20 protein-coding genes are annotated in these 23,570 nt (G+C 75.6%); 7 read left to right on the forward strand and 13 right to left on the reverse strand.

Going from position 1 to position 23,570, the window contains the following annotated elements; translation table 11 throughout:
* Positions 1–161: 161 nt before the first annotated feature.
* Positions 162–1,424 carry an NAD(P)-binding domain-containing protein gene (locus BMY40_RS05120; protein ID WP_093655951.1) on the reverse strand — a complete coding sequence of 421 codons (1,263 nt, stop codon included), beginning with the start codon at positions 1,422–1,424 and terminating at the stop codon, positions 162–164.
* 31 nt (positions 1,425–1,455) lie between these two features.
* The gene (locus BMY40_RS05125) at positions 1,456–2,916 is read right to left on the reverse strand and encodes a carboxylate--amine ligase (protein ID WP_177213884.1); all 1,461 of its coding nucleotides are present in this window, start codon (positions 2,914–2,916) and stop codon (positions 1,456–1,458) included.
* 333 nt (positions 2,917–3,249) lie between these two features.
* On the opposite strand from BMY40_RS05125, the gene BMY40_RS05130 reads away from it, so the two are divergent.
* Positions 3,250–4,413 carry a glycoside hydrolase family 26 protein gene (locus tag BMY40_RS05130; RefSeq protein ID WP_093655953.1) on the forward strand — a complete coding sequence of 388 codons (1,164 nt, stop codon included), beginning with the start codon at positions 3,250–3,252 and terminating at the stop codon, positions 4,411–4,413.
* Between the two features lie 118 nt (positions 4,414–4,531).
* Here the strand turns inward: BMY40_RS05130 and BMY40_RS05135 are convergent, their stop codons facing one another.
* The 8 genes from BMY40_RS05135 to BMY40_RS05170 form a co-directional block, all read right to left on the reverse strand.
* On the reverse strand, positions 4,532–5,509 hold the full coding sequence (locus tag BMY40_RS05135; protein ID WP_093655955.1) for a YveK family protein: 978 nt from the start codon (positions 5,507–5,509) through the stop codon (positions 4,532–4,534).
* A gap of 6 nt (positions 5,510–5,515) precedes the next feature.
* A complete protein-coding gene (locus BMY40_RS05140; protein WP_093655957.1) occupies positions 5,516–6,775 on the reverse strand; it encodes a glycosyltransferase in 1,260 nt (419 codons plus the stop codon).
* Between the two features lie 70 nt (positions 6,776–6,845).
* A complete protein-coding gene (locus tag BMY40_RS05145) occupies positions 6,846–7,673 on the reverse strand; it encodes a polysaccharide deacetylase family protein (RefSeq protein ID WP_425443076.1) in 828 nt (275 codons plus the stop codon).
* On the reverse strand, positions 7,663–9,375 hold the full coding sequence (locus BMY40_RS05150) for a lipid II flippase MurJ (RefSeq protein WP_245769871.1): 1,713 nt from the start codon (positions 9,373–9,375) through the stop codon (positions 7,663–7,665). Before BMY40_RS05150 ends, BMY40_RS05145 begins: the two co-directional genes overlap by 11 nt.
* Positions 9,372–10,706 carry an O-antigen ligase family protein gene (locus tag BMY40_RS05155; RefSeq protein ID WP_093656700.1) on the reverse strand — a complete coding sequence of 445 codons (1,335 nt, stop codon included), beginning with the start codon at positions 10,704–10,706 and terminating at the stop codon, positions 9,372–9,374. Before BMY40_RS05155 ends, BMY40_RS05150 begins: the two co-directional genes overlap by 4 nt.
* Positions 10,707–10,881: 175 nt before the next feature.
* Positions 10,882–12,438, reverse strand: a complete 1,557-nt coding sequence (locus BMY40_RS05160; RefSeq protein WP_093655958.1) for an exopolysaccharide biosynthesis polyprenyl glycosylphosphotransferase — start codon at positions 12,436–12,438, stop codon at positions 10,882–10,884.
* Entirely contained in the window at positions 12,435–13,685 is a 1,251-nt protein-coding gene (locus tag BMY40_RS05165) for a glycosyltransferase family 4 protein (protein WP_093655960.1), read from the reverse strand. Before BMY40_RS05165 ends, BMY40_RS05160 begins: the two co-directional genes overlap by 4 nt.
* 93 nt (positions 13,686–13,778) lie before the next feature.
* On the reverse strand, positions 13,779–14,876 hold the full coding sequence (locus BMY40_RS05170; RefSeq protein ID WP_177213886.1) for a hypothetical protein: 1,098 nt from the start codon (positions 14,874–14,876) through the stop codon (positions 13,779–13,781).
* A gap of 294 nt (positions 14,877–15,170) precedes the next feature.
* Between BMY40_RS05170 and BMY40_RS28420 the strand changes: the two genes are divergently transcribed.
* Both BMY40_RS28420 and BMY40_RS05180 read left to right on the forward strand, forming a co-directional pair.
* Entirely contained in the window at positions 15,171–15,683 is a 513-nt protein-coding gene (locus BMY40_RS28420) for a chaplin (protein ID WP_245769872.1), read from the forward strand.
* An 89-nt stretch (positions 15,684–15,772) separates the two neighbouring features.
* Positions 15,773–15,970 (forward strand): hypothetical protein, encoded by a 198-nt coding sequence (locus BMY40_RS05180; protein WP_093656708.1) that lies wholly within the window; start codon positions 15,773–15,775, stop codon positions 15,968–15,970.
* A gap of 43 nt (positions 15,971–16,013) precedes the next feature.
* Here BMY40_RS05180 and BMY40_RS05185 read toward each other — a convergent pair whose 3' ends face one another.
* Entirely contained in the window at positions 16,014–16,424 is a 411-nt protein-coding gene (locus tag BMY40_RS05185) for a hypothetical protein (protein ID WP_093655964.1), read from the reverse strand.
* Between the two features lie 140 nt (positions 16,425–16,564).
* On the opposite strand from BMY40_RS05185, the gene BMY40_RS05190 reads away from it, so the two are divergent.
* The 3 genes from BMY40_RS05190 to BMY40_RS05200 all read left to right on the forward strand — a co-directional run bounded on the left by BMY40_RS05190 (position 16,565) and on the right by BMY40_RS05200 (position 19,796).
* Positions 16,565–17,446, forward strand: a complete 882-nt coding sequence (locus BMY40_RS05190; RefSeq protein ID WP_093655966.1) for a DUF72 domain-containing protein — start codon at positions 16,565–16,567, stop codon at positions 17,444–17,446.
* Positions 17,447–17,453: 7 nt separating this feature from the next.
* Entirely contained in the window at positions 17,454–18,143 is a 690-nt protein-coding gene (locus BMY40_RS05195; protein WP_245769873.1) for an HhH-GDP family DNA glycosylase, read from the forward strand.
* 270 nt (positions 18,144–18,413) lie between these two features.
* Complete coding sequence (locus BMY40_RS05200; RefSeq protein WP_093655968.1) at positions 18,414–19,796, forward strand: transglycosylase family protein; 1,383 nt, start codon at positions 18,414–18,416, stop codon at positions 19,794–19,796.
* 77 nt (positions 19,797–19,873) lie between these two features.
* Here the strand turns inward: BMY40_RS05200 and BMY40_RS05205 are convergent, their stop codons facing one another.
* Complete coding sequence (locus tag BMY40_RS05205; RefSeq protein WP_093655970.1) at positions 19,874–21,415, reverse strand: FAD-dependent oxidoreductase; 1,542 nt, start codon at positions 21,413–21,415, stop codon at positions 19,874–19,876.
* A complete protein-coding gene (locus BMY40_RS27925) occupies positions 21,412–22,074 on the reverse strand; it encodes a hypothetical protein (RefSeq protein ID WP_177213887.1) in 663 nt (220 codons plus the stop codon). The genes BMY40_RS05205 and BMY40_RS27925 overlap by 4 nt, the downstream gene beginning before the upstream one ends.
* A gap of 267 nt (positions 22,075–22,341) precedes the next feature.
* On the opposite strand from BMY40_RS27925, the gene BMY40_RS05215 reads away from it, so the two are divergent.
* Positions 22,342–23,550, forward strand: a complete 1,209-nt coding sequence (locus tag BMY40_RS05215; RefSeq protein WP_093655972.1) for a hypothetical protein — start codon at positions 22,342–22,344, stop codon at positions 23,548–23,550.
* The last annotated feature ends 20 nt before the right edge of the window (positions 23,551–23,570 follow it).

The following is a 23,570-nucleotide window of genomic DNA, read 5'->3' on the forward strand; positions in this document are numbered from 1 at the left end:
CCCCACAAGACCTGGGAGCGCTCCCATAGATCGTGGGGTGCATGACAGACAGCGTCAAGACGTCGGACGCCACCAACGGATTCCCGTGACCGGGCGGACCGCCGGTCGGCCGCGGCGCGCGTTCCCGGGCCCGCGGCGGCGCGGGCCCGGGGACACACGGCTCAGCCCAGGGTCACCGTGGCCCGGGAGCCGGCCGAGCGCCGGCTGCCGGGCACCGGGGCGCCGCGGCGCCCGCCCAGCCGGCGCCGGACCCCGCGCACCAGCCGCTCCGCCGTGAAACCGGCCCCGTAGACGAACCGCATGGACGGGCCGAAGGACGGCGCCGTCAGCAGCCCGGCGAAGAACAGGCCCGGCACCGAGGACTCGAACCGGCCGTCCACCTCGGGCGCCCGGCCGGTCCCCGCCAGCCGCAGGCGGTTGCGCACGTACGGGTCCAGCAGGCCCAGCCGCCCGATGTCCGGGACGAAGCCGGTGGCGGCCACCACATGGTCGGTCTCCAGGGTCGTGGCCGCCCCCTCGGCCGTCTCCAGGCTCAGCCGCACTCCCCCGCCGGCCGGGACGGCCGCCCTCAGCCGCTGGCCGAGCAGCACCGGGATCCGGCTCTCCACGCGGTCGCGCAGCCACCAGGCCCCGGCCGGGCCCAGCGCCCGGTCCACGATCCGCGTCCGCAGCGCGCCGGGCAGGCGGCGGACCACCCAGGGGGTCTCGGACCACACCCAGCTCGGCCAGCCCGTGCCCAGCCCGCAGTGCGGGTCGATCAGGGAGCGCAGCGCGGAGCGCTCCAGGGGCTGGGGCGGGGTGTTCCAGGCGACGCTGCCGGCGCGGGCCACCACCCGGGGGTGGGCGCCGCACTCGGCCAGCAGCGCGGCGGTCTCCAGGGCGGCCTGCCCGGCGCCGATCACCGTGACGTCCAGGCCGCGGAAGCGCGACAGGTCCCGGTGGTGGCTGCTGTGCGTGACGAGTTCGCGGGGCAGGGCCCGCAGCGGCTCGGGGCGGTGGACGAACGGCATCACGCCGACCGCCAGGGCCACGGTCCGCGTCAGGATCGTTTCGCCTCCCTCGGTCTCCACCAGGAAGCCCTCCGTGCGGGGGCGCACGGAGACGACCGTCTCCTCCTCGACCGACGGCACGGCCGAGCGCCCGAACCACAGCCCGTACTCGGTGAAGACGCCGATCGGCAGCGGGGTGCCGTGCTCGGCGCGCAGCCCCCGGGACGCGCAGTAGGCGGCCAGGGTGTGCTCGCCGGAGGGATCGGACAGGTTCGAGGACCAGGGCTCGGACTTGAGGAACATCCCCTCGGGCATGTGGTCCCGCCAGGAGGCCATCGGGCGGCCGAGGACGCGCACCCCGATCCCGGCCGCCGCCGCGTGGGACGCGATCGACAGTCCGTAGGGGCCCGCGCCCACCACTACCAGGTCGTACATGGTCGGTCACCGTTCTCTCGTCGTGGGGTTGTCATGCCGTCGGGTGTTCGGTGGTGCGCAGGTCCGCCGGGGTCCGGGGCGCGCCGAGGGGCGCCGGGGTTCCGGCGGCCCGGCCGCTCCCGCCGTCCGGGCCTTCCGGTGCCGGCTCGCGGACGGCCTGCCGTCCCCGGCGCAGCAGACGCAGTCCCAGGCGCACCGCGGCCTTGCGCCCGCCCTGCCCGAGCCAGGCCGCGGCCATGGCGAAGAAGGGCGCCGGGTCGTCCGCTGCGAACCAGGCGGTCTCCGTCTCCCGCGGCTCCTTCCTCCCGTCCCCCTCGCCCCCCTCGCCGCCCCCGGCGGACCCGCGGCCGCGCCGGGCGGAGGTGAGCGGCAGGCCCTCGGAGGGCAGTGCCGCCAGCGAGGACAGCAGGGCGTAGTTCTCCGCGACGAAGACACGGCCCGGTACGGGGTCGGCCGGAGTGGCGGTACGGCCGGTGAGGTCCAGGTGCAGGGCCCGTACGACGTCCAGCCCCGAGCGGTCGGTGAACAGCCGGAACTGCGCGCCGGGACGGGGGTTGAAGTCCAGCAGCTGATAGGCGCCGGTGGCGGAGTCGAAGCGGAAGTCCAGGTCGAGGATGCCCCGGTAGTCCAGGTGCTCGGCCAGCAGCCGTGCCGCCCGCTCGACTTCGGGGTTCGGCAGCCAGCGGCCGATCGCCGTGAGGCCGGCGCCCACCGGCCAGGAGCGCTCCTTGCGCCCGGCCCCTCCCGCCAGGCGGACCGCGCCGCCGGTGAAGCAGCCGTGGAGGAACCAGTCGGTGTCCCGGCCGCCGGGCACGAGCCGCTGGAGCAGCAGCCGGCTGCCGGCCTCGCCGCTGCGCCGGTACAGGGCGCGCGCCTGGTCCTCCGTGGTGACCACGGTGGTGCTGCGCAGTGTTCCGCCCTGGGGCAGCAGCCAGGGGCGGCTCCACTTGGCGATCAGGGGCAGGCCCAGCTCCCGGGCCGCGGCGGCGGCCTCGCCGGCGCTGCGCGGGCTCACGGTCGGCGGGTGCGGGATGCCCAGTTCCCCGCACATGGCCGCCAGCCGGGCCTTGTCGGCCACCTGCTGCGGCAGTTCGGGCGGCTGCTCCGGCAGCAGGAAGCGCCCGGCGAGCCGGCCCGCGAGCCGGGCCGCGGCGATGGCGCCCATGTCGTCCATGGGGATCAGGACGGCGGGCCGTCCGATGCGGTCGGAGATCTGACGGAGCATCCGCTCCAGCCGGTCGTCCGACGCGCCGCCGGCGTCGACCGTCTCCCCCGTCCGGTGGGTGCCGCGGACTCCGTCCGCCGGCAGGTGGTGTCCCTGCCGCAGGTAGCGGGAGCGGCCGATGGGGCAGTGCGGCGACTCGACGACGGCGTGGACCTCGACACCCGCGCGCCCCAGGGACCTGATGGCCCCCAGGGTGCCGTGGTGGAAGGGGTTCCGGTCGAGTCTCAGCAGCAGTACGGGTACCTCGGTGTCGAGCGGTGGCGACATGGTGCGCAGTCCTCGGTGTTCCTCGGGGGTTTTTCCTGGCGTTTTTCTCTGGCGTTCTCTGGCGTTCTCTGGTGTTCTCCGGCGTTCCGCGGCCCTCCCCGGTCCTCTCCGGCGTTCCGCCGAAGGTCTTACCGGGTACGGCCTCCTTGGCGCCCGTCGGCGCCCCTGAATTCCTTCCGGTGCTGGGCCGAGCGAGCGACGAAAAAAGCGAACGGGTTATCAGAAAGCAGCCCTGCAGATCATTTGAGGGATTCTCCGATTAGTGTCTCGGAAAAGACGCGCAGGGCCGGGGAGAACGAGCAGGCCGTTCTGGCGACGCAGCAAGGAGGCACGATGCCCCATCGACACCACCGACCGGGAGGAACCGGTCGGCACCGGAAGCCCGCGGCGCCCGCCCGGCGCCGCAGACTGACGGCCGCGTGCGCCGGGGCCGTCGTCGCCGGAGCGCTCGTCGCGGGCGGCGCCGTGGCCACCGGCACCTTCGGGGACGACCGCGCCGGGCCCCGTCCGCCTGACTCCCCCGTCGCCGTCGGCGCCTTCCTCGGGTCGGGCTCGGACGGGGTGCGGCGGATCGCGGAGCTGCGGGAGTGGCTCGGCGGCGCGGACCTGCGGGTGGGCCACACCTATCTGCCGGGCGACACCTGGGAGCGCATCGAGAGCGACCCGCACTTCCTGCGCCCCTGGGCCGAGTGGCGGCGCGCCGACCCCGACCGGCTGTTCGTGCTCAACGTGCCGATGCAGGCGCGCAACGAGGCCGGCGTCCCCGACCACGAGGTGCGCGAGCTGCTCGCCCAGGGCGCCCGGGGCCGCTTCGACCACCACTTCCGCACCCTGGCCCGGCATCTGGTCTCCGCCGGGGTGCCCGACACGGTGATCGTGCTGGGCTGGGAGATGAACGGCACCACCTACACCCACCGCTGCGCTCCCGACCCGCAGGCGTGGAAGGCGTACTGGAGGCGCATCGTCACCGCCATGCGGTCGGTGGACGGGCAGCGGTTCCGCTTCGATTTCGCGCCCAGCCGGGGAAAGGACGCCATCGGCTGGACCGAGTGCTATCCGGGCGACGACGTGGTCGACATCATCGGAATGGACTCCTACGACCAGCCGCCGGGCGAGACGTTCGACGACCAGGTGAACCAGCCCTACGGACTGCGGCACCAGGTGGATTTCGCCGCCGCACGCGGAAAACAGATCTCCTACCCCGAATGGGGACTGTTCCGCAGGGGCGACAACGCCGAGTACATGCGCCGCATGCTGGACTGGATCGACGAGCGGAAACCGCTTTACCACACCATCAGCGACTACTGCCCGCACGGCGTGTGGCGGTGTGAGGAGAACCCGAAGTCCTCCGCGGTCTTCCGGGCGAGGATGACGCCCGGCGCCTCGCGCCCCGGCCGGGACCGGCCGGAGTTCTGCGTGGATCTGGGCGACTGGCTGGGCGGCTGGTTCGGCGACCGGCGGCTGTGCGTCACCTTCTCCTGGGCGCGTAGGCCCTAGGCGGCCGTATCCCGGGCCGCCGGGCCCCGGGTTGCCGGGCGCCGGGGCGCGGACCGCGCTCACCGCGCCCCGGCCGGTGCACCCGCCGGCCGGGGCGGTGTACGGGGTGTGCGGCGGGTCACCGGGCGGACCGCCGGCCCAGCCTGCGCCGCTCCTCCGGCGCCCTGTCCCCGGCGGTGTCCTTGCCGGGGGCCGCGGAGACGGACGCCACCGCCGCGGCGGCCGCCTTGGCCGCGGCCTTGACGGCGGGTGCGGGGACTCCGGAGTCGGCCGCGGGCGCGGCCTGGGCGGGAGGCGCGGGCTCCGCGGTGGAGGACGCCGAGGCGGAGGACGCCGAGGCGGAGGGTTTCGCGGGGGAAGGTCTCACAGCGGAGGGTTTCGCGGTGGAGGGCGCGCCGGCGGCCGGTGCCGGCAGCCCGGCACGGGCGCTCCGGTCCACGGCCTCGGCGGCGGCCGGTACGCCGGCGCGGGCCGGGCCGCGGCGGCCCCGGGGAGCGGCCAGGAGCGCGAGGCCGCCCACGAGCCCGCCCGCGCAGACGCCCACCGCGACGGAGAGCGGCAGCGAGGGAGAGGCGGGCTCGGTGGGGTCGAACGCCGGGGCGAACAGCGACAGCTGGACCCCCGTGCTGTTCGCGGCCTGGTTCCCCGTTCTGGTCAGGGCGTTGGCCACCGCGTTGGAGACGGCGGCGGCGCGGCCGGGGCTGGAGGCGGTTCCGGTGATCTCCACCATGGGCGCGTCCGGGGATGTGGCCGACCGTACGGCGGTCCGCAGCTCGTCCACCGGCATCCTCGCCGCCGTCCTCGCCTCGGCGAGGACGGCGCTGTCGGTGGCGACGCGGCCGTACGCCTGGGCGAAGCCGAGGGCGGTAGCCGAGTCCGCCCCGGCACCGGGGACCACGACCACGTAACTGGTCGCGGTGTAGCGGGGCGTGGCGAGCAGGCCGTACGCCGCTCCGCCGACCAGTCCCAGCAGGACTCCCAGGGCCAGCGGCCACCAGGCGGGCAGGTCGGACGTCCGCCACGGTGGCGAGAGGCGGGCGAGCGGGCCGGTGCGGCGCGGGGGCGCGGGGGGTTCGGTCGTGCGCGGCTCGGTCAAGGCGGGCTACCTCTTCGTCGTCGGGGTGGTCGGGACGGACAGGAGCGGTTCGGGCGCCGCGGTGCCCGCGGGGGCGCGGACGGCGGTACGTGCGGCGATACGTGCGGCAGTGCCCGCGGCCGGGCGCGCGGGGGCGCGGTCGTGGAGTTCCTCGTACAGGGCCATGAGCCGGTCGGCACCGCGGGCCACGTCGTAGCGGCGCACCGCCTCGCACACCGGGGCACGGCGCCTGCCGGGCGGCACCGACGACGGCTCGCGCAGCGCCGCCACCAGGCTCGCGACCCCCGGTTCGACGCGGTGCGCCCCGGGGGCGTGGGAGCGGGGCAGCTCGTCGATGGCCGGGCAGGTCACGTGGAGCACGGGCAGCCCGGCCGCCAGCGCCTCCAGCACGGCCAGCCCGAAGGCCTCCTCGGCCGACGGGGAGACGAACACGTCCATGGCGCTGAGCAGCCCGGGGATGTCCGGGCGGTCCTCGCCCGCACCCGGATCGCCCCCCACCGCTCCCCCGCACTCCCCCAGCAGCCGTACGCGGTCGGCGATGCCGAGCCCGGCGGCCAGTTCGCGCAGCCTGCCGCGCTCCGGCCCGTCCCCGGCCAGGACCAGGTGGGCACCGGGCAGTTGGGCGACGGCCCGCACCGCGATGTCGAAGCGCTTGCCGGGCACCAGCCGTCCGACCCCGCCGACCACCAGGGCGTGCGCGGGCAGTCCCAGCCGGGTGCGCACCGACGCGCGCACCACGGGGTCGAAGCGGAACCGGGCGGCGTCGATGCCGTTGGGGATGACCCGGATGCGGGAGCCGGGCACACCCCAGCGGCGCAGCCGGGAGGCGACGGTGGTGGAGACCGCGACGGTCGCGGTGCCCATGCGCTCGGTCGCCAGGTACAGGGCGCGGGCGCCCTGGGTGAGCGGGCGGCCCTCGATCCGCCGCTCGCCCAGGGAGTGCTCGGTGGCGATCACGGTCCGCGTCCCGGCCAGCCGCGCCGCGATCCGCCCGTAGACGCAGGCCCGGTACAGATGGGTGTGGACGATGTCGTAGCGCCCGGCGCGGACCGTGTCCACCAGCCTAGGCAGAGCGGACAGGTCCCGGTTGCCGCGCATCCCCAGATGGGTGACGGCGGTGCCGTCTGCCTCGATGCCGTCGGCGACCGCGCCGGGGTTGGTCAGGGTGACGACGTCGCAGCACAGCGGCAGATGGCGCAGCAGCAGCCGCAGTTGCTGCTCGGCGCCACCCGCGCCGAGGCCGGTGATGATGTGCAGCACCCTCATCGGTCCTCCTCTCCCACGTTGCGGTTCCGGGTCCGCCTCCCGGGTGAACGGACTTCCGCGGACGCCCCCTTCACCGTCCGGCCCCGGTGAGGGATCCGGCCGCGGGCGCGGTGGGGCCGCTGGGCAGGGCCCGGCGCCGCAGGGGGTGCAGCAGCCTCTTGGCGTACAGCCGCGGTGAGGTGTCCTCCTCGCCGATGTGGACGCGGGGCAGGGCGTGGAGGCCGGTCAGCGGGCCGGGGTCGATGGCGCAGGCGTACGCGTAGCCCGCCGCGCGCACCGCCCGCACCGCCCGGTGGTCGACCGTGCCGTAGGGGTAGCAGAAGCCCTCCACCCGGCGCCCGGTGATCTCCTCCAGCACCAGGCGGCTGCCCTCGGTCTCCCGGCGCAGGGTCTCGTCGTCGGCCGCCGTCAGGTCGAGGTGGAGCAGTCCGTGGGAGCCGACCTCCATGCCGGCGCCGACCGCGGCGCGGATGCCCGCCTCGGTCAGCAGCGGCTTGCGGGGGCCCAGCGGGTCCCACTCGTTGTCGCCGCCGAGCCGGCCGGGCAGGACGAACACGGTCGCGGTGCAGCCGTGGCGGCGCAGCAGGGGCACGGCCTCCCCGATGAAGTCGGCGTACCCGTCGTCGAAGGTCAGGCCCACCAGTCCGGCGCCCCGCCCGGCCGATCTCGCCCGCAGCAGCTCGCCCACCCCCACGCCGCGCAGACCGCGCCGCCGCAGCCAGCGCAGCTGGCGGTCCAGGCGGCCCGGCGAGACGGTGACGTTGTAGGGGTCCTCGGTGTGCTCGGCCACCGAGTGGTACATCAGCACCCAGGGACGCACCGGCCGCAGCCGCGGCAGCGAGGCGGTGGGCGCCGCGGAGGGGGCGGGGGCGGGTGTGCGGGCCGGATCAGCGGACATGGCGGAACCTTCGTGTGACGGCGGTCAGGAGCTGTGGTACTTCGGGCGCCCGGACGGCGAGCGCCGCGGCGGTGAAGGCGGCCGGGACGACCAGCGCCCCGGCCAGGGCGGTGGGGAGCGGGGAGGGCAGGAGCGGTGCGGCGGCGAGGCCGGCCGCGGTGGCCGCCGCCGCGGCCAGGGCGAGCCGGCCCAGGCCGGCCGCCACCGCGCGCACCCGGACGGGCAGGACGCGGGTGCGCAGACCGCACAGGAGCAGCAGCGCGGTGGTGGTGATCCCGGCGGCGTTGGCCGCGGCGATGCCGTGGACGCCCCAGCGGGGGGCGGCCAGGGCGCCGGCCGCGACGGTGAGCAGCAGGCCGACGGCCATCGCGCCGGCCGGGTACCAGACGGGCCGGGCGGCGGCGAAGAACGGCCGCACCAGGGCGCCGGCCAGGCAGTGGCCGAGCAGCCCGGTGGCGTAGACGCGCATGACCGAGGCGGTGGCGGCGGTGTCCCCGGCGTCGAAGGCGCCCCGCTCGAAGAGGAGCTGGACGATCTGGGGGGCGTAGGCGATCACGTACGCGGCTCCCAGCAGCACCACCGTCGCGGCCAGCACCAGATCGCGCTCCACACGCCGCCGGGCCCGCTCGGTCCGGCCGTCGGCCATGGCCCGGGCGACCAGGGGAAAGGTGACCGTGCACAGCAGCAGGGAGAACGTCATGGGGAGTTGGGCGATCTTCTGCGCGTAGTTCAGGTGCGAGATCGCGCCGGGCGGCAGTCCGGAGGCCAGGAAGCGCTCGACGAGCACCTGCGACTGGCGGGAGAGGGCGAAGACGGCCACCGGGGCCACCAGGCCCCAGCCCACCAGCGCCGCGGCGCGCGGGGCGCGGGCGGTACGGCGCCCCCGGACCGCACGGCGCGCACGGACGGTGCGGACGGGCAGGCGCCGCCAGAACGCCGGAAGCTGGACCAGGACCATCGCCAGGCTGCCCGCGGCCACCCCGAACGCGGCGGCGCGCACCCCCCACCGGGCGTGCAGGCCCAGCACCACCGCGACGATGGCGATGTTGTACGCGCAGTAGATCGCCGCCGGGGGCACGAAGCTGCGGTGGGCGCGCAGGGCCGCGCTGAAGTACCCGGCGGTTCCGAAGCCCAGCACGGTGACGGCCGTCAGCCGGGTGCAGTCCACCGCCAGGCCGGGGTCGGCCAGGCCGGGCGCGAGTGCGCCCACCAGCAGCGGCGCCAGCAGCGCCACGGCCGCGGCGGCGCACGCCAGTGCCAGGAGCAGCCGGGGAAGCGTGGCCGCCAGCAGCGCGCGCACCGGGTCGGCGGCGTTGCCCGCCGGGTCCTCCGCGAGGGTGCCGGAGCCCGGCTTCCCGGCCGTGCGGGACGCGGCCCGGCGCGACAGCGCGAGGCTGAACGCCGGGACCAGCACCAGCGCCATGGCGTCCTCGATGAGGATCGTCGAGGCGAACTCGGGGATGGTCCAGGACACCAGGAAGGCGTCCGTGTCGCTGCCCGCGCCGAAGAGGTGGGCGATGGTCTGGTCCCGCACCAGGCCGAAGAAGGAGCCGGCGGCGGTCAGGACGGCGGTCGCCGCGGCCGCCCGGGCGACGAACCGCCCGCCCGGCGCGGAGCCGGAGCCGGAAGCGGGGGCCGCCGGGGGCGCGGAGGGGCCGGAGGGCGGCGGGGGCGCGGTCGGCGCGCCGGTCGCGGTGCTCACCGTACGCCCGCCCCCTTCGCGCCCTGTGCGCGGCCGGCGGCCGCGCCGCCGGCCGCCGCCGCGGGCGCCAGCGCCCACCAGGCGGCCAGGCCGAGCGCCACGGCGGTCAGCACCGTGGAGGGGCCTCCGATGTCGGCGTAGAGGAAGTCGACGCAGACCAGGACGAGCAGGCCGGTCGCGGCCAGACCGCAGTCGGTGCCCCGGCCCGCCGTCCGTGCCCGCCGCAGGCGCCGCACGCCCAGCACCAGCAGCGCCGCCCACCCGCCTGCGACGGCGGTGGCGCCGGCCAGCCCCTGCTCGGCCAGGAGGAGCAGGTACATGTTGTGCGGGGACAGCAGGGGCTGGCGGTGGAAGTCCTGGCCTGCCCCGGCGGTGTCGCTCGCCGAGGACAGCGCCAGGGAGGCGTGGGAGTCGCGGTGTTCGGCGAAGCCCTTCGGGCCCACCCCGGTCAGCGGGTTCTCGCGCCAGATCCCCACGGCGGCGGCCCACATGGTGTAGCGGTCCGTCACGGACCGGTCGGGCTCCCCGGCGACCTCGGTGATGCTGGCGGCGCGCTCGGCGACGAGGTCGCCGCCCACGCCGAACCCGCCGACCAGGACCACCCCGGCGGCCAGCAGGGCCGCCAGGGTGCGCAGGGCCGTCCGCAGGCCCGCCAGGAGCAGCACCGCCGTGCAGGCGGCGGCGGTGGAGATCCACGCCCCCCGGCTGAAGGAGAGGACCAGCGGCACCAGGAGCGCGGCGGCGGTGCCCAGCGCCGCGGGCCGCAGCCACCGGGGGGCTCCGGCGGGCGGGGCGAGCCCCGCCGCAAGGGCGACGACGACGCCGCAGGAGACGGCGGAGGCCATCCCCATGACGTCCAGCGGGCCGAAGGTGCCCACCGCCCGGACGTCCTCGCCCCGGTAGGAGGCGCCTGTGCCGGTGAGGTACTGGTGGACGCCGACCGCGCCCTGCACCACGGCGACCGCCACCAGCGAGGCGGCGACCAGCCGGGCGTGCCGCCGCGAGCGCAGCGCGAGCACCAGGGCGGCCGGCACCAGGACGAACACCTGGAGCAGGCGGACGAAACCGGTGAGGCCGGCCGCGGGGTCCTGGGCCGTGACGGCGGCCAGCGCCAGCCCGGCGGCAGGGGCCGCCAGCACGGCGGCGGCCGTGGTGTCCAGCGGGCGCGCGCGGGTGCGCAGCGCCCACACGGCGCAGCACACGACCAGGACGCCCGAGGCGGCGTCGGCGAGGGTGGCGCCCGCGCCGCCCCCGCCGGGCGCGCGGTGTGCGGGCACGCACACCAGCAGGACGGTGGCGAGCGCGGGCAGCACCGGCCGGTGGGAGGCCACCGCCGCCGGCAGGCGGGTCCTGCGGGGCCCGGGGGCCGGGGCCTTCCCGGAAGTCGTGCCGGAGGTCGTGCGGGCCGTGGGAGCCGTGGGCTCGGTGGGCTGTACGGCCGTACCGGGCCGCACGTCGGCCGCGGTGGCCGCGGTGGCCGCATCGACCGTGGTGGCCGTCGTCACCTCAGCTGCCCCCGAGCCGGAGGACGGAGCCCGCGGTGCGCAGCAGGATCGAGACGTCCTGCCACAGCGACCAGGTCTCGATGTAGTGGTTGTCGAACCGCGCCCGGTCCTCGATGGAGGTGTCGCCGCGCAGGCCGTGCACCTGGGCCAGCCCGGTGATCCCGGCGGGCATCCGGTGGCGGGCCGCGTAGCCGGGGTGGAGCCGGCTGAACCGCTGGACGAAGTAGGGGCGTTCGGGCCGCGGCCCGACCAGGCTCATGTCGCCGCGCAGTACGTTCCACAGCTGGGGCAGCTCGTCGAGCGAGGTGCGGCGCAGCACATGGCCGACCGTGCTCATCCGGCGGTCGTCGGCGACGTTCCAGCGCGTCGCCGACTCGTGCTCGTCCCGGGGGCGCAGGGTGCGGAACTTCAGGACGGTGAACGGGCGGCCGCCCAGCCCGATCCGCTCCTGACGGAAGATCACCCCGGGCCCGTCGGCGATCCGGACGGCGAGCGCGCAGGCCAGCAGCACCGGCGCGGCGGCCACCAGCGCCACGGCGGCGACCGTGACGTCCAGGGCCCGCTTGCCGCGCAGTCCGGCCCGGTGGTGCCGGGGCCGCGGATCCAGGCGGTGGCAGGGGAAGCCCCACAGGTGGTCGGCCGGGCGGCCGGCGCCGCGGGCGCGGGGGGCGGCGGCAGGGTGCGCGACCGGGCCGGCCGCGCCGACCACCCACACGGTGCAGTCCAGGTCCGTGAAGAGCGGCACGAGTGCCGCGGCCTCCGGATCCGCTCCGGGGTCGCGGGTGAACACCGCGTCGCGCACGGCGTTCTGGATGGCGGCGCGGACGATGTCCTCACGTCCGGTGAGCACCGGTACCGAGACGCCCTCGGCCAGTGCCGCGTCGGCAGGTGCCCCGCCCGGCTCGACCACCCCGACCGGGCGCATCCCGTACTCGGGGTGCTCGTACAGGGCGGCGGTGATCCGCCGCCCCGCCTCTCCGGCGCCGACCACCAGGGCGGAGCGCGGCCTGCGGCGCCCGGCCCGGCGGCACGCCAGGTGGACGGTGCCGCGGGCGGCGCAGGCAAGGGCCGTGTGGGCGGCCACCGCGGCCGCCAGAGCCGTCCAGCCCGGGTCCCTCCCCTCCCAGGCCGTGGCCGACAGCGCGACGGCCGCGCACCAGGCGGCGGCCGTACGGCCGAGCAGAGCGGGCAGCTCACCGAGCACGGTCGGCGCCAGGGCGGCGCGGTAGAGGCCGGCGCGGGCGTTGAGCGGCACCAGGACGGCCAGCAGGACGGCGCACAGCACCACGGCCGCGAGCACACCCCCGCCTCCGCCCGTTCCGGGCGCCGCGGTCACGACGGTCACGGTGGTCACGGCCGCGGCCGCCGCGAGGCAGTCGGCGGCGGCGAGGAGGGCGGCGGCGCGGCGCCGGTACGGGTTCCCGCGCAGGCTCTCCGGCAGCGGCCGGTGCGCCGGCCCGCGCGGCGGTCCGACGTGGGCCGCCGCGGTGCGGGCCTTGGGCTCCGGCAGGGGCAGGACCCGGCTCGGGTTGGATGTCCCGGTGTTGTCCGTGGTCATCGCCTGGTGTGCTCCCTGGTATCGGGGTGGGGATGGGGGTGGGAGGGGGGTTCGGCGGCCGGCCGGGGAAGGGGGCCGGCCGCGGCGGGGGCCGGCGGGCGGGTCCGTCGGCGGGCGGGCGCGGCGGCGGACCGCTCGGCCAGCACCTCGGCGTACAGCCGCGCGACCCGCTCGGCCGTGTGCCGTACGTCGTGGAAGGCCCGGACGTGCTCGGCGGCCAGCAGCCCCAGGTCGTGCCGGAGCGGGGGGTCGGCCAGCAGCGCGGCCAGCGCGCGGGCCAGGGCGCGGGGGTCCTCAGGCGGGACCAGGAAGTCGGCGGCGCGGCCCGGCGGGAGGCTCTCGGCCGCGCCGGTCACCGCGGTCGCCACCACCGGGCGGCCGCAGGCCATCGCCTCCAGCGGGACCAGGGCCATCCCCTCCCAGCGGGAGGGCAGCACCACCGCGTCGGCCGCCGCGTACCAGGCCGCCGTGTCCTGTGCCGCACCGGCGAACAGCACCCCTGCGGGCGCCGCCCCGGCCAGTTCCCGGCGCCAGGGGCCGTCGCCGACCAGGACCAGCCGGGCGCCGGGGACGCGGGCGGCGACCTCGGGCCAGGCCCGCAGCAGCACGTCCTGCCCCTTCTGCCGGCACAGCCGGCCGACGCAGACGGCCAGGGGAGCGTGCGGCGGCACCCCGGCCAGCGCGGGCAGGGTGGTGCGCGCGCGGGCGCGGGCGGCTTCGTCCGCGGGGCTGAAGCGGCGGGTGTCCACGCCGTTGTGGACCACCGCCCAGCGGGCGCGCACCCCCGACGCCTCGCCGTGCCGCAGCTCGTCGCCGGCCACGCACAGCACGCGGTCCGCCCAGCGGGCCGCCAGCCGCTCCCAGTACAGGGCCAGCCGGGCGGTCGCCCCGCCCACGGCGTCGAAGGACCAGGCGTGCGGCTGGTGGACGGTGGGAACGCGGCCCCGCAGGGCGAGCCGCAGAGCCAGCCCGGCCTTGGCGCTGTGCGTGTGCACCAGGTCGGGGCCGATGCGCCGCACCAGCCGGGCGGCCCGTACGGCCTCGCCGTACAGGCCCGGCCCCGGCTCGCGCCGCGCGGGCCAGTCGGCCACCTCCGCGCCGGCCGCGGCGGCGTCCCGGCCCAGCGCGCCGCCGGGCGGGCAGGCCACCACGGCGCGCGTTCCCGCGGCGGTCTGGGCGCGGACCAGGTCGGTGACGACCCTGGCCACTCCGCCGTCCACGGGCTGGGACAGGTGCAGCACCGTCATGGGAACCGCTTCCCGGTCTTTCTGGAACACGCGTGAACTCCCCATCCACCGAACCGTTCTGACGTCGAGCCGAGGGCGCCGGGCGCACGGCCCTCAGCGGCGCGCGTCGACCTGCAGGAAGAGCGCCCCGAGCTGGTAGCCCTCGTCGCGGGTGGTGAAGCGGAACGTCAGCGAGTCGCCGCCGCGCGCCAGCGCGGGGGTGATGCCGTGGACGTCGGAGTCGTAGCCCAGCGTGTCGGGGTACGCGGGCAGGCGGCGGGGCGCCGGGCGGCCGTGGTCGGTGATCGTGGAGTTCATGGGGTCGCCGGCGGGGTTGGCCGCGTCGCGCACCCGGTGGGCGGGCGCGGTCCCGGTGCCCACCGTCAGCGTCTCCCCGCCCCGGCCGCGGTCGCCGTCGTAGGCCACCACGCCGGCGGCGCCGGACGCCCCGGGCGGCACCGGCAGGGCCTCGGCGGTGATGTCGAGGACCCCCCTGGAGGGGGTCATGGCCTCGTAGCCGTCCATGAGCACCAGGTGGCGCAGCGGCTCCTTGGGGTGGGCGTAGGCGGCCACCAGCGTCCAGCCGCCCCAGGCGCCGGCGGGCGAGCGGCCCGCGGCGACGTTGAGCTGGGCGACGGTGTAGGAGCCGCCGCCGGACCGCGCGACCAGGCCGGTGACGTCGGCCGAGGCGGTGTACCCGTCCATGACGCCGGTGCGGCGGTGGCCGATGACGGTGTCGGCGAGGACCTCCTTGTACCGGCCGCGCGGTTCGGCGATCAGCACCCGTCCGTTGTCCTCGGGGGGCTTCTGCTCGCCGACCCGGAGGTTGCCGCCCCAGTACAGCCGGGCGTAGGTGACGCGTGCCCCGGTGGGCAGGCGCAGCTCCGCGCTGCTGGAGTTGTAGGTGTTGGGGTCGTCGTCGACGTCGACGTAGGTCATCTCGTAGTCGCCGTTGTTCCCCTTCGCCGTCCCCTCCCGGGCCTGCGCGCACGGCGGCGCACCGGTGGCCGCGGGGGTGAGGCAGGTGGCCGCGGAGTTGGCGGCGCGGACGATGCCGCCGTGCTGCGTGGCGCGGTACCGCTCCCCGAACGGGATGCGCGGCGCCTCGCCGGGCGCGGGCGCGGCCGCGGTCGGCGGCAGTGCCATCGCCAGGGCCGCGGCTGCCAGTGCGCACAGCACTCCTCGGCTGGTGAGCCCCAGGGAAACACGCATGGACCTTCTCCGATCGATACCGTTCAAATCGGAGCAAACCATGACAGACGCGTATGCCTCCCCCGGAGGTGACGCGCGGGTGTTGCGCCGAGCGTGTGACCGCCCGGATCAGAACCGGGCGGGTACGGCATCCGCTCGCGGCGGTACGGCCCACAGGAGGGAACCGGAACGGTGATCCCGCTGGGCCCTCCGGGTGGTCCTGCGCATCATTCCTGTTGGGCCGCCTCCGGACCGGACAACCCATTCACAGCCCGGATCGACCACGGTTCGAAGAATCCCGAAAGGAGAACGGCGATGATCCGTATCGCCAAGACCGCCGCGATCGCCGCGGCCGCCTGCGCCCTGGTTCTCGGCGGCGCGGGAGCCGCGTCTGCCTGCGGAGACCACCACGGCGGTCACAAGGGCGGCCACCACCAGGGCCACCCCGGCGACGGTCACAAGAAGGACCGGAAGAAGGACCACGGCAAGGGCCACAAGAAGGGTCACAAGAAGGACCACGACAAGAGCTACGGCAAGGGCCACAAGAAGGACCACGACAAGGGCCACGGCAAGGGCCACGGGAAGAAGGAGCACCACAAGGGCGGCCACGGGGACGGGTACGGGAAGGGCGGGAACGACCACCACGGAGGCGGTTACGGCGGAGGCCACGACGCCTACGCCGGGGCAGTGGCCTTCGGATCCCCCGGCGTCCTCAGCGGCAACGTGGTCCAGTTCCCGATGGACTTCGACCTCAACGTCTGCGGCAACCAGCTGACCGTCCTCGGCGCGCTGAACTCCTCCTCCGGGAACGTCTGCGTCAACAAGTGACCCGGCGCCCCCGTCCCGCCCCGCCGGCGGGACGGGGGCCGTTTCGGCTCCGGGAGCAGCGGGCACCCGCGTGCGGCGAGGTGATGGACATGCCCGAACCCGGAAGCAAGGACTACGACAAGCAGCGCGCACGGCGCCGCAAGGAGGCGGAGCGCAGCGGCGTACCCGACCGGCATGCCAACGAGGAGGCCAACGAGTCGCTGCAGCAGGACCCTCGCCGGCGCTCCTCCGGGCCGCGCACCGAGCGCGGCCGCGGCCCCAAGGGCGAACGCCCCGAGGGCGGCTGAACGGTGCGGCCCGCCGGGCGGCGGGCCGCACCCGTGAGGGCGCTCAGAGGCCGCCTTCCTCCTCCTGCCCGCGGACGGCGTCCCGCTCCCCCGCCGCGTCACGGGGCAGGTTGCGGCCCGCCGGCGGGTCCACCTCCACCGGCGGGGTCCAGGGGCCGCGCTCCACGGTCTCGCCCGGCTGCATCCCCGGGGTCGGCCCCGCGGCGATCTCGGGCTGCTCCATGTCATCGGCGGCCACGGCGTGCACATCGCCCTTGCCCAGCGGGGACGCGCCCGGTTCCTCCTCGCTGCCGGGCTCCCAGTGGTCCTCGCCCGTGCCCATGTCCTCGCCGCTGCGGGGCAGTTCCTCGCCCGGGCCGTACGTGGCGTTGCCCGGGTTCCGCGTCCGCTCGGCCTCCTCGGCGATCTCACGGGCGCGCCGCTCCCTGTCCGTACCCTCGTCCTCACCGGACATGGTCTGGCTCCTCTCCGTGGGGCCCGGGACCACCGGGACACGGGAGCGCTCCGGGTATCCCGCGCGCCCCGGGCGCCCCGAGCGCCCCGAGTGCTTCCTGACGGCGGATCTCGCCGACGCGGCGCGGGTACCCGGCGACCATGGGAAACATTCTGGTCGGCACCTGCTCGTGGACGGATCCCGCGCTGGTCGGCAGCGGGTGGTACCCCCCGTCGGCCGAGGGGGCGGAGGGACGGCTGCGGTACTACGCCGGGCGCTTCGGCCTGGTCGAGGTGGACTCGACGTACTACGGGCTGCCCAGCACGCGCAACAGCCGGCTGTGGGCCGAGCGCACCCCCGACGGGTTCGTCTTCGACGTCAAGGCGTTCTCCCTGCTCACCGGCCACTCCACACGGGTCGGCTCGCTCCCGGCGGAGCTGCGCCCGGCCGGTGCCCCCGCGGGCGCCCGGGTACGGCCCGGAGCGCTGGGCCCGGCGGCCGTGGAGGAGGTGTGGCGGCGCTTCGCCGACGCGCTGGAGCCGCTGCGCGCGGCCGGGCGGCTGGGCGCGGTGCTGATGCAGTTCCCGCCGTCGCTGCGGCCGGGCCCCGAGGCGGAGGCGTTCGTGGAACGGTGTCTGGCACGCGCGGGCGCGCTGGGCCGGCACACGGCGGTGGAGTTCCGCGACCCGCGCTGGTACGCGCCCGAGCACTCCGCGGACACGGCCGACCTGGCCAAGCGCCACAGCGCGGCGCTGGTCGCGGTGGACACCGCGCAGGGCCTGTCCGCCTCCGTGCCACCGGTCGCCGCGGCGACCGCGCCGGAGCTGTCGGTGGTCCGCTTCCACGGCCGCAGCCCTCACTGGGGCACCGGCTCCAAGGAGGACTCCTACCGGCACCGGTACACCGTGGAGGAGCTCGCCGAGTGGGTTCCGCGGATACGGGCGCTGGCGGAGCGGAGCGACCGGGTGCACGTCCTGTTCAACAACTGCTGCGGCGACGCGGCCGTCCACGCCGCCGAGACGATGAGCGGACTGCTGGGGTGATGCGCTTATGAACGAGCCGGACGGGACGAGGAACGCGGGCACGGACCGGCGCACGGGACCGCGCGAGCGGGACGCCGCCGTGGTGCGTGCGCTGCTGGAGCTCCACGGGCGCACGTACGCGCAGGAGGCCGGCATCCGGCTGCGGAACACCCCCGTGCCGCTGTACCGGCTGCTGGTGCTCTCGCTGCTGCTGAGCGCCCGCATCCGGGCGGAGACCGCGGTGTCGGCGGCCCGCGCCCTGTTCGACGCCGGGCTGGGCGACGTGCGGAGCATGGCCGAGTCGGCCTGGCAGCGGCGGGTGGACGCGCTGGGCGCGGGCGGCTACCGGCGTTACGACGAGCGGACGGCCACCCAGCTCGGCGACGGCGCGGAGCTGCTCCTCCAGCGCTACCGGGGGGACCTGCGCGGGCTGCGCGAGGAGAGCGGGGTGAGCGAGCGGCTCCAGCGCTTCCCCGGCATCGGGCCGACCGGGGCGGACATCTTCCTGCGCGAGGCGCAGGGCGTCTGGCCGGAGTTCGCCCCGTACCTCGACCGCAGGACGCGCGAGGGCGCGGGACGGCTGGGGCTGCCCGCCTCTTCGCGGGAGCTGGCGCGGCTGGTGCCCGGTGAGGAGCTGCCGCGGCTGGCCGCGGGGCTGGTCCGCGTCTCCCTCGACCGGAAGGCCGCCGACGAGGTGCTCGCCGCGGCGCAGGTGTGATTCCGTTTCCGTTTCCGTGCCGTTTCCGCGCCGCTTTCATACCGCTGCGCGCTGTTTCCGCGCCGTTGTGCGCGGTCCCCGCGCCGCGTTGTACCGCGATGTGCCGCGATGTGCCCCGTCAGGAGTTTTCACGACGGGCGCCGTCGGGCGCCGGAGGCGGGCTCTTGCCGTCGTACGGAAAGCGCGTCTATCTTTGGCGCGCTCGCCAACGGAATTGCGTGAGAGCTCAACTGACGGACCGCCGGATACGGCGTAGGGGAGGGACCGGCTGTGGCCGGAAGAGGGCGTCATCGCCGATACAAGCCCAACGCGGTTTCCCGCGCGTCGCTGACCGTCACCGCGGGAGGGGCCGGAATCGCCATCCCGCTGATCGGGGCCACCGCCGCCCACGCCGCGCCCGAGGAGATCTGGAACAAGGTCGCCGCGTGCGAGAGCAGCGGGAACTGGAATATCAACTCCGGAAACGGTTTCCACGGCGGATTACAGTTCAAGCAGAGCACCTGGCAGGAATTCGGCGGTACCGCCTACACCTCGCGCGCCGATCTCGCCACCAGGGAAGAGCAGATAGCCGTCGCCGAGCGGGTGCTCGACGAGCAGGGCCCGGCCGCCTGGCCGGTGTGCTCGGCCCGGGCCGGTCTGACCTGGGAGCACCAGGGCTCCGGCACCACCGCCGAGACCGCCTCCGGGCCGGAGGGCAACCAGCCCCGCACCCAGACGCAGGCGGAGACCGGGACCAGGCCGTCCGCCGCCCCCGCCGAGACCGCGAAGCCGGGCGGGAAGCCCGGCGACAAGCCCTCCGACAGCGGCCGGACGTATGTGGTGGCCGGCGGTGACACACTCTCCGGGATCGCCGACGAGCACGATGTGCACGGCGGCTGGCAGGCGCTGTACGAGCGCAACCGCACGGTCGTGGGCGGTGACCCGGACCTGATCTTCCCCGGGCAGCGGCTCAGTCTCCAGCAGGGCGGCGCGGCCCGGACGCAGCAGGACGACGCCCCCGGCCGAAGCGCCACCGTGCCCCGGCAGAAGAGCGCGCCGAAGGCCGAGGAGAAGCAGAAGGAGCAGGAGAGACCGAAGGAGCAGACCGGGCCCGAGGTCCGGGAGAAGCCGAAGGAGCAGGCGAAGCCCCAGGAGAAGGCCCGGGAGAAGGCCAAACCCAAGGAGGAGGCCAGGCCCCAGGAGAAGATCCGGGCGCAGGCCGAGCCCCAGCGGGCCGAGCGCAAGAGTTCCAAGGCACAGGCCTCGCCCGGCTACGCCTCCCCCGTCAGCGGCGTCTCCCCCACCACCGCGTACCGCCAGTCGGGCAGCGGCTGGTCCAGCGGCTACCACACCGGCGTCGACTTCCCCGTCTCCACGGGCACCTCGGTGCAGTCCGTCAGCCGCGGCCAGGTCGTCTCGGCCGGCTGGGGCGGCGCGTACGGCTACCAGGTGGTCATCCGGCACTCCGACGGCCGCTACAGCCAGTACGCCCATCTGTCGGCGATCTCCGTGCGCTCCGGCCAGCAGGTCAACGCGGGCCAGCGGATCGGGCGTTCGGGTTCCACCGGCAACAGCACCGGCCCCCACCTGCACTTCGAGATCCGCACCGGCCCCGGCTACGGCTCCGACATCGACCCGCTGGCCTATCTGCGCGCCAACGGCGTGCGCATCTGATCCCGTACGCCACCGCCTCGCCTCCCGTGCGTTCCGGTGCCGCGGCGCCGCGGCACCGGAACGCACGGGAGGCGGTGTCACTCGATGTCGCGCCGCTCCAGCGGGTGGGTCGCCGGGCCCTGGATCACCGAGCCGTCGGGGGCGAAGCGCGAGCCGTGGCAGGGGCACTCCCAGGCCAGTTCCGCGTCGTTGAAGTGGACCAGGCAGCCCAGGTGCGTGCAGCGGGCCGAGACGGCGTGCAGCCGCCCGTCGGCGTCGCGGTGGACGGCGCAGCGGCTCCCGCCGATCCGTACGACCGCGCCGCCGCCCGGGGCGATCTCGTCGACGGAGTCGGCGTGCGAGGGGCGCAGCCGGTCGCCGACGAAGTGCTTGGCGACGGTGGCCTGCAGGCCCAGCAGCGAGGGCGCCTCGCGGAAGCCGGGCAGCCGCCGGGGGTCGTACAGCTTCGCCCAGGCCGGCAGGTCCTCGCCGGTGACGTACCGGGCGAGCAGCCGGCCCGCCAGCACCCCGCTCGCCATCCCCCAGCCGCCGAAGCCGGTGGCGACGTAGGTGTGGCGCGCGCCGGGGTGGAAGGGCCCGATGTACGGCACCCGGTCGGTGGAGCTGTTGTCCTGGGTGGCCCAGCGGTGGACGACCCGGGCGTCGGGGAAGCGCTCGCGCGTCCAGGCCTCCAGCCTCTCGAAGCGCTCGGTGACGTCGGCCGTCCCCGGCAGGAACTTCTCGCCGGTGACGATGAGCAGCCGCTGTCCCTCCCCGTAGGGCGCGGTGCGCACCGAGCGGGTGTCGTTCTCGGGGGTGAGGTACATCCCGGCCGGGTCCTGTGCGGCGGGGATCGAGGCGGCGACGACCAGTTCGCGGTGCGGCTCCAGCCGGGAGAACAGCAGCGCCCGGTCGAAGACGGGGTAGTGGGTGGCGACGACGACGGCGTTCGCGGTGACCGTGGCGCCGTTCTCGGCGGTCACCCTGCACGGCTCGCCCTCCTCCAGGCCCACCACGCGGGTGCGCTCGGCGATCCGCCCGCCGCGCCGCACCAGGTCCCCGGCGAGCGCCATCAGGTACTTGCGCGGGTGGAACTGCGCCTGGTCGGCCACGCGCACCGCGCCCCGGACGGGGAACGGGAGCCCTGTCTCGGTGACGTAGGCGGCGGGCAGGCCGGCCTCGGCTGCGGCCTCGGCCTCGGCCCGCAGCTTCTCGGCCGTCTCCTCGGACTCGGCCCAGGTGTAGGCGGGCACGCGCTCCAGCTCGCAGTCCACGCCCAGCTCGGCGGCGGTCGCGGCCAGGTGCCCGATCGCGTCCTGCTGGGAGAGCGCGTACATCCGGGCGCCGTCGGCACCGTGTTTGCCGCGCAGCTCGTCGTAGATCATGCCGTGCAGGGAGCTGACCTTGGCGGTGGTGTGGCCCGTGACCCCGGCGGCGATCCGGTCGGCCTCCACCACGGTGACCCGGCGGCCGGCGCGGGTGAGCTCCCAGGCGGTGCACAGGCCCGCGATGCCCCCGCCGACCACCACGACATCGGTGTCGGTCTCGCTGCCGGGCTCCAGAGGCGGGTGGGTGACCTCGGGGGTGACGGGGGCGGTCGCCAGCCAGTACGACTCGTTGTCGGCGGGGGATGCGCTCATGACCTGCGGTTCCCTCCACGCTCGGGGCGTACGCCGGTCCCCTCGCCCTCGCCGGAGGGGCCGACCTCGCCCACGCCCTCGGGCGGGCCGAACTGGTCGGCGTCGTCCTCGCCCCTGAGCTGGCCGATGTCACGGTCCTCCTCGACGGTGTGGACGGCCGACTCCTCCGGGGCCAGGCCCTCGGCCGCGGACTCGTGGGAGAACACGTCCTGGTTGGCGGGCCGGTCGCCCAGCGGGTCGTCGCTGAGCTGGCCGGTCTCGTCCTCCGGGGGGCCGGAGGCCCTGGAGGTCTCCCCCACGTCGGGTTCCTCCTCGGCCAGCCGGTCGCCCAGGGGCTTGCCCTCCAGCTGCTCGGAGTAGGTGGTGCCCCACTCCTCGGCGGCCACCGGGCGCTCGCCGGGGACGGGCATCTGCTGCGGGTCGTTCATCCACTCCTGCTCGGGCATGCCGTTCTGCAGGTCGGGGATTCCCTCGTCCTCGGGGCGGCCGCCCGGGTCGTAGGGGGCGTCCAGTGCCGAGTCGCCGGGGCTGGGACCGGTGGCGGGCTCCCCCTCGGGCGGCAGGCCGGGGGTCTCGTCGTCGTTGACGGTGGCGTCCTCCTCCGCCAGCTCGGGCCTGCTCTCGTCGCCCGCGGCGGTGGGCTCGTTCTCGTCAGCCATGGTCGGTCTCCCTCCGGGTCCCGGTGTCGGTCAGGGGCGCGCACGCTTCGGTGATCCGGTCGGCTCTCATCGACCCGCCCGGTACCCGCCGGTACCGGGCGGAAACGCGCGGTGTGCCCCGTCCGAGCCCGATCACGCGGTTTCGGGGGTGGACGCAGGGGTACCCCGGCGCATCGCGTCCGGTGCCGGGGGAAACAGGCCGCGCGGCAGCCGTGGTGCGGTCGCGCCCCGGACGCGTCAGCGCAGTGGACGAGCAGGAGGAACCAGGTGACCTTCAACCCCTTGGAGCAGCGCGGCATCCCGCTGGACCGGCAGCTCCGCAACTGGCGTGAACTCGACGTCGAGCCGATCGACCCGAACCACGCCGACCCCTACACCCGCTGCCGCATCATCACGATGAACGGCATCGAGGTGGAGGCGATCATGTTCAGCCACCACTTCGCCCGGGTGTGCCCGGACATGGACGTCAAGCGGCAGCTCGCCGAGGTGCGGTACATCGAGCAGCAGCAGCAGAAGACGGTCAACTGGCTGCTGCCGGGCCTGTCCTCGGTGCTGGAGACGACGATCGCCTACGAGCAGGTGGCCGTCGACCTCACCGCCTGGGTCGCCCGGATGGAGCCGGACCCGTACCTCAAGCAGGCGTACCAGTTCGGCGTCCTGGAGGACTTCGACCACCTTTACCGGTACTCGAACCTCTACGAGATGATCGAGCACCGCAAGGCCGAGAAGATCGTCGACCAGGTCACCGAGGTCATCCCGGGCCGGCCGACCAAGTACCACCACCGGCACCCGGCGGACAACGTGCGCGACCCGTACGACAAGGACCGCGCGAACCCGCTCTCCAAGCTGCACGCGCTGACGATCATGTCGGCCGAGCAGCAGACCATGAACTTCTACATGAACGTGGGCCCCCAGTACATGGAGCCCATCGCCCGCCAGCTCTACCAGGAGATCGGGCTCATCGAGGAGGAGCACGTCACGCACTACGAGTCGCTGGTGGACCCCGGCGAGACGTGGTGGGAGCGGCTGGTCAACCACGAGTACAACGAGTGCTACCTGTACCACTCGTTCATGCAGCAGGAGAGCGACCCGAAGGTCAAGGCGATCTGGGAGCTGCACCTGAACATGGAGCTGGAGCACCTGCACATCGCCTGCGACCTGATGCGGCGGCACGACGGCCGCGAGCCGGAGGAGGTCCTGGCGCCGGAGCTGCCGAACGTCCTGACCTTCGAGCCCAACAAGGGCTACATCCGCGAGCTGCTGGCCACCCAGCTGGACCTGACGACGCTGGGCGCGGGGTACGTGCGCGAGGCGCACGAGCGCTTCGAGCGGATGCAGGAGCAGATCCACGGCGGCGAGGAGCCGCCGAGCGAGCGGGTGATCGACCGGCACCGGGAGATGTTCGGGGGCGAGTACCGGCTGAGCACCGAGGGTGAGCACCCGGACGCCTCGCTGCGCGAGCGCCAGCGGGCCTGATCCCCCCCTTCCGCGCGATG

The sequence above is a fragment of the Streptomyces radiopugnans genome (assembly GCF_900110735.1).
Lineage (GTDB): Bacteria > Actinomycetota > Actinomycetes > Streptomycetales > Streptomycetaceae > Streptomyces > Streptomyces radiopugnans.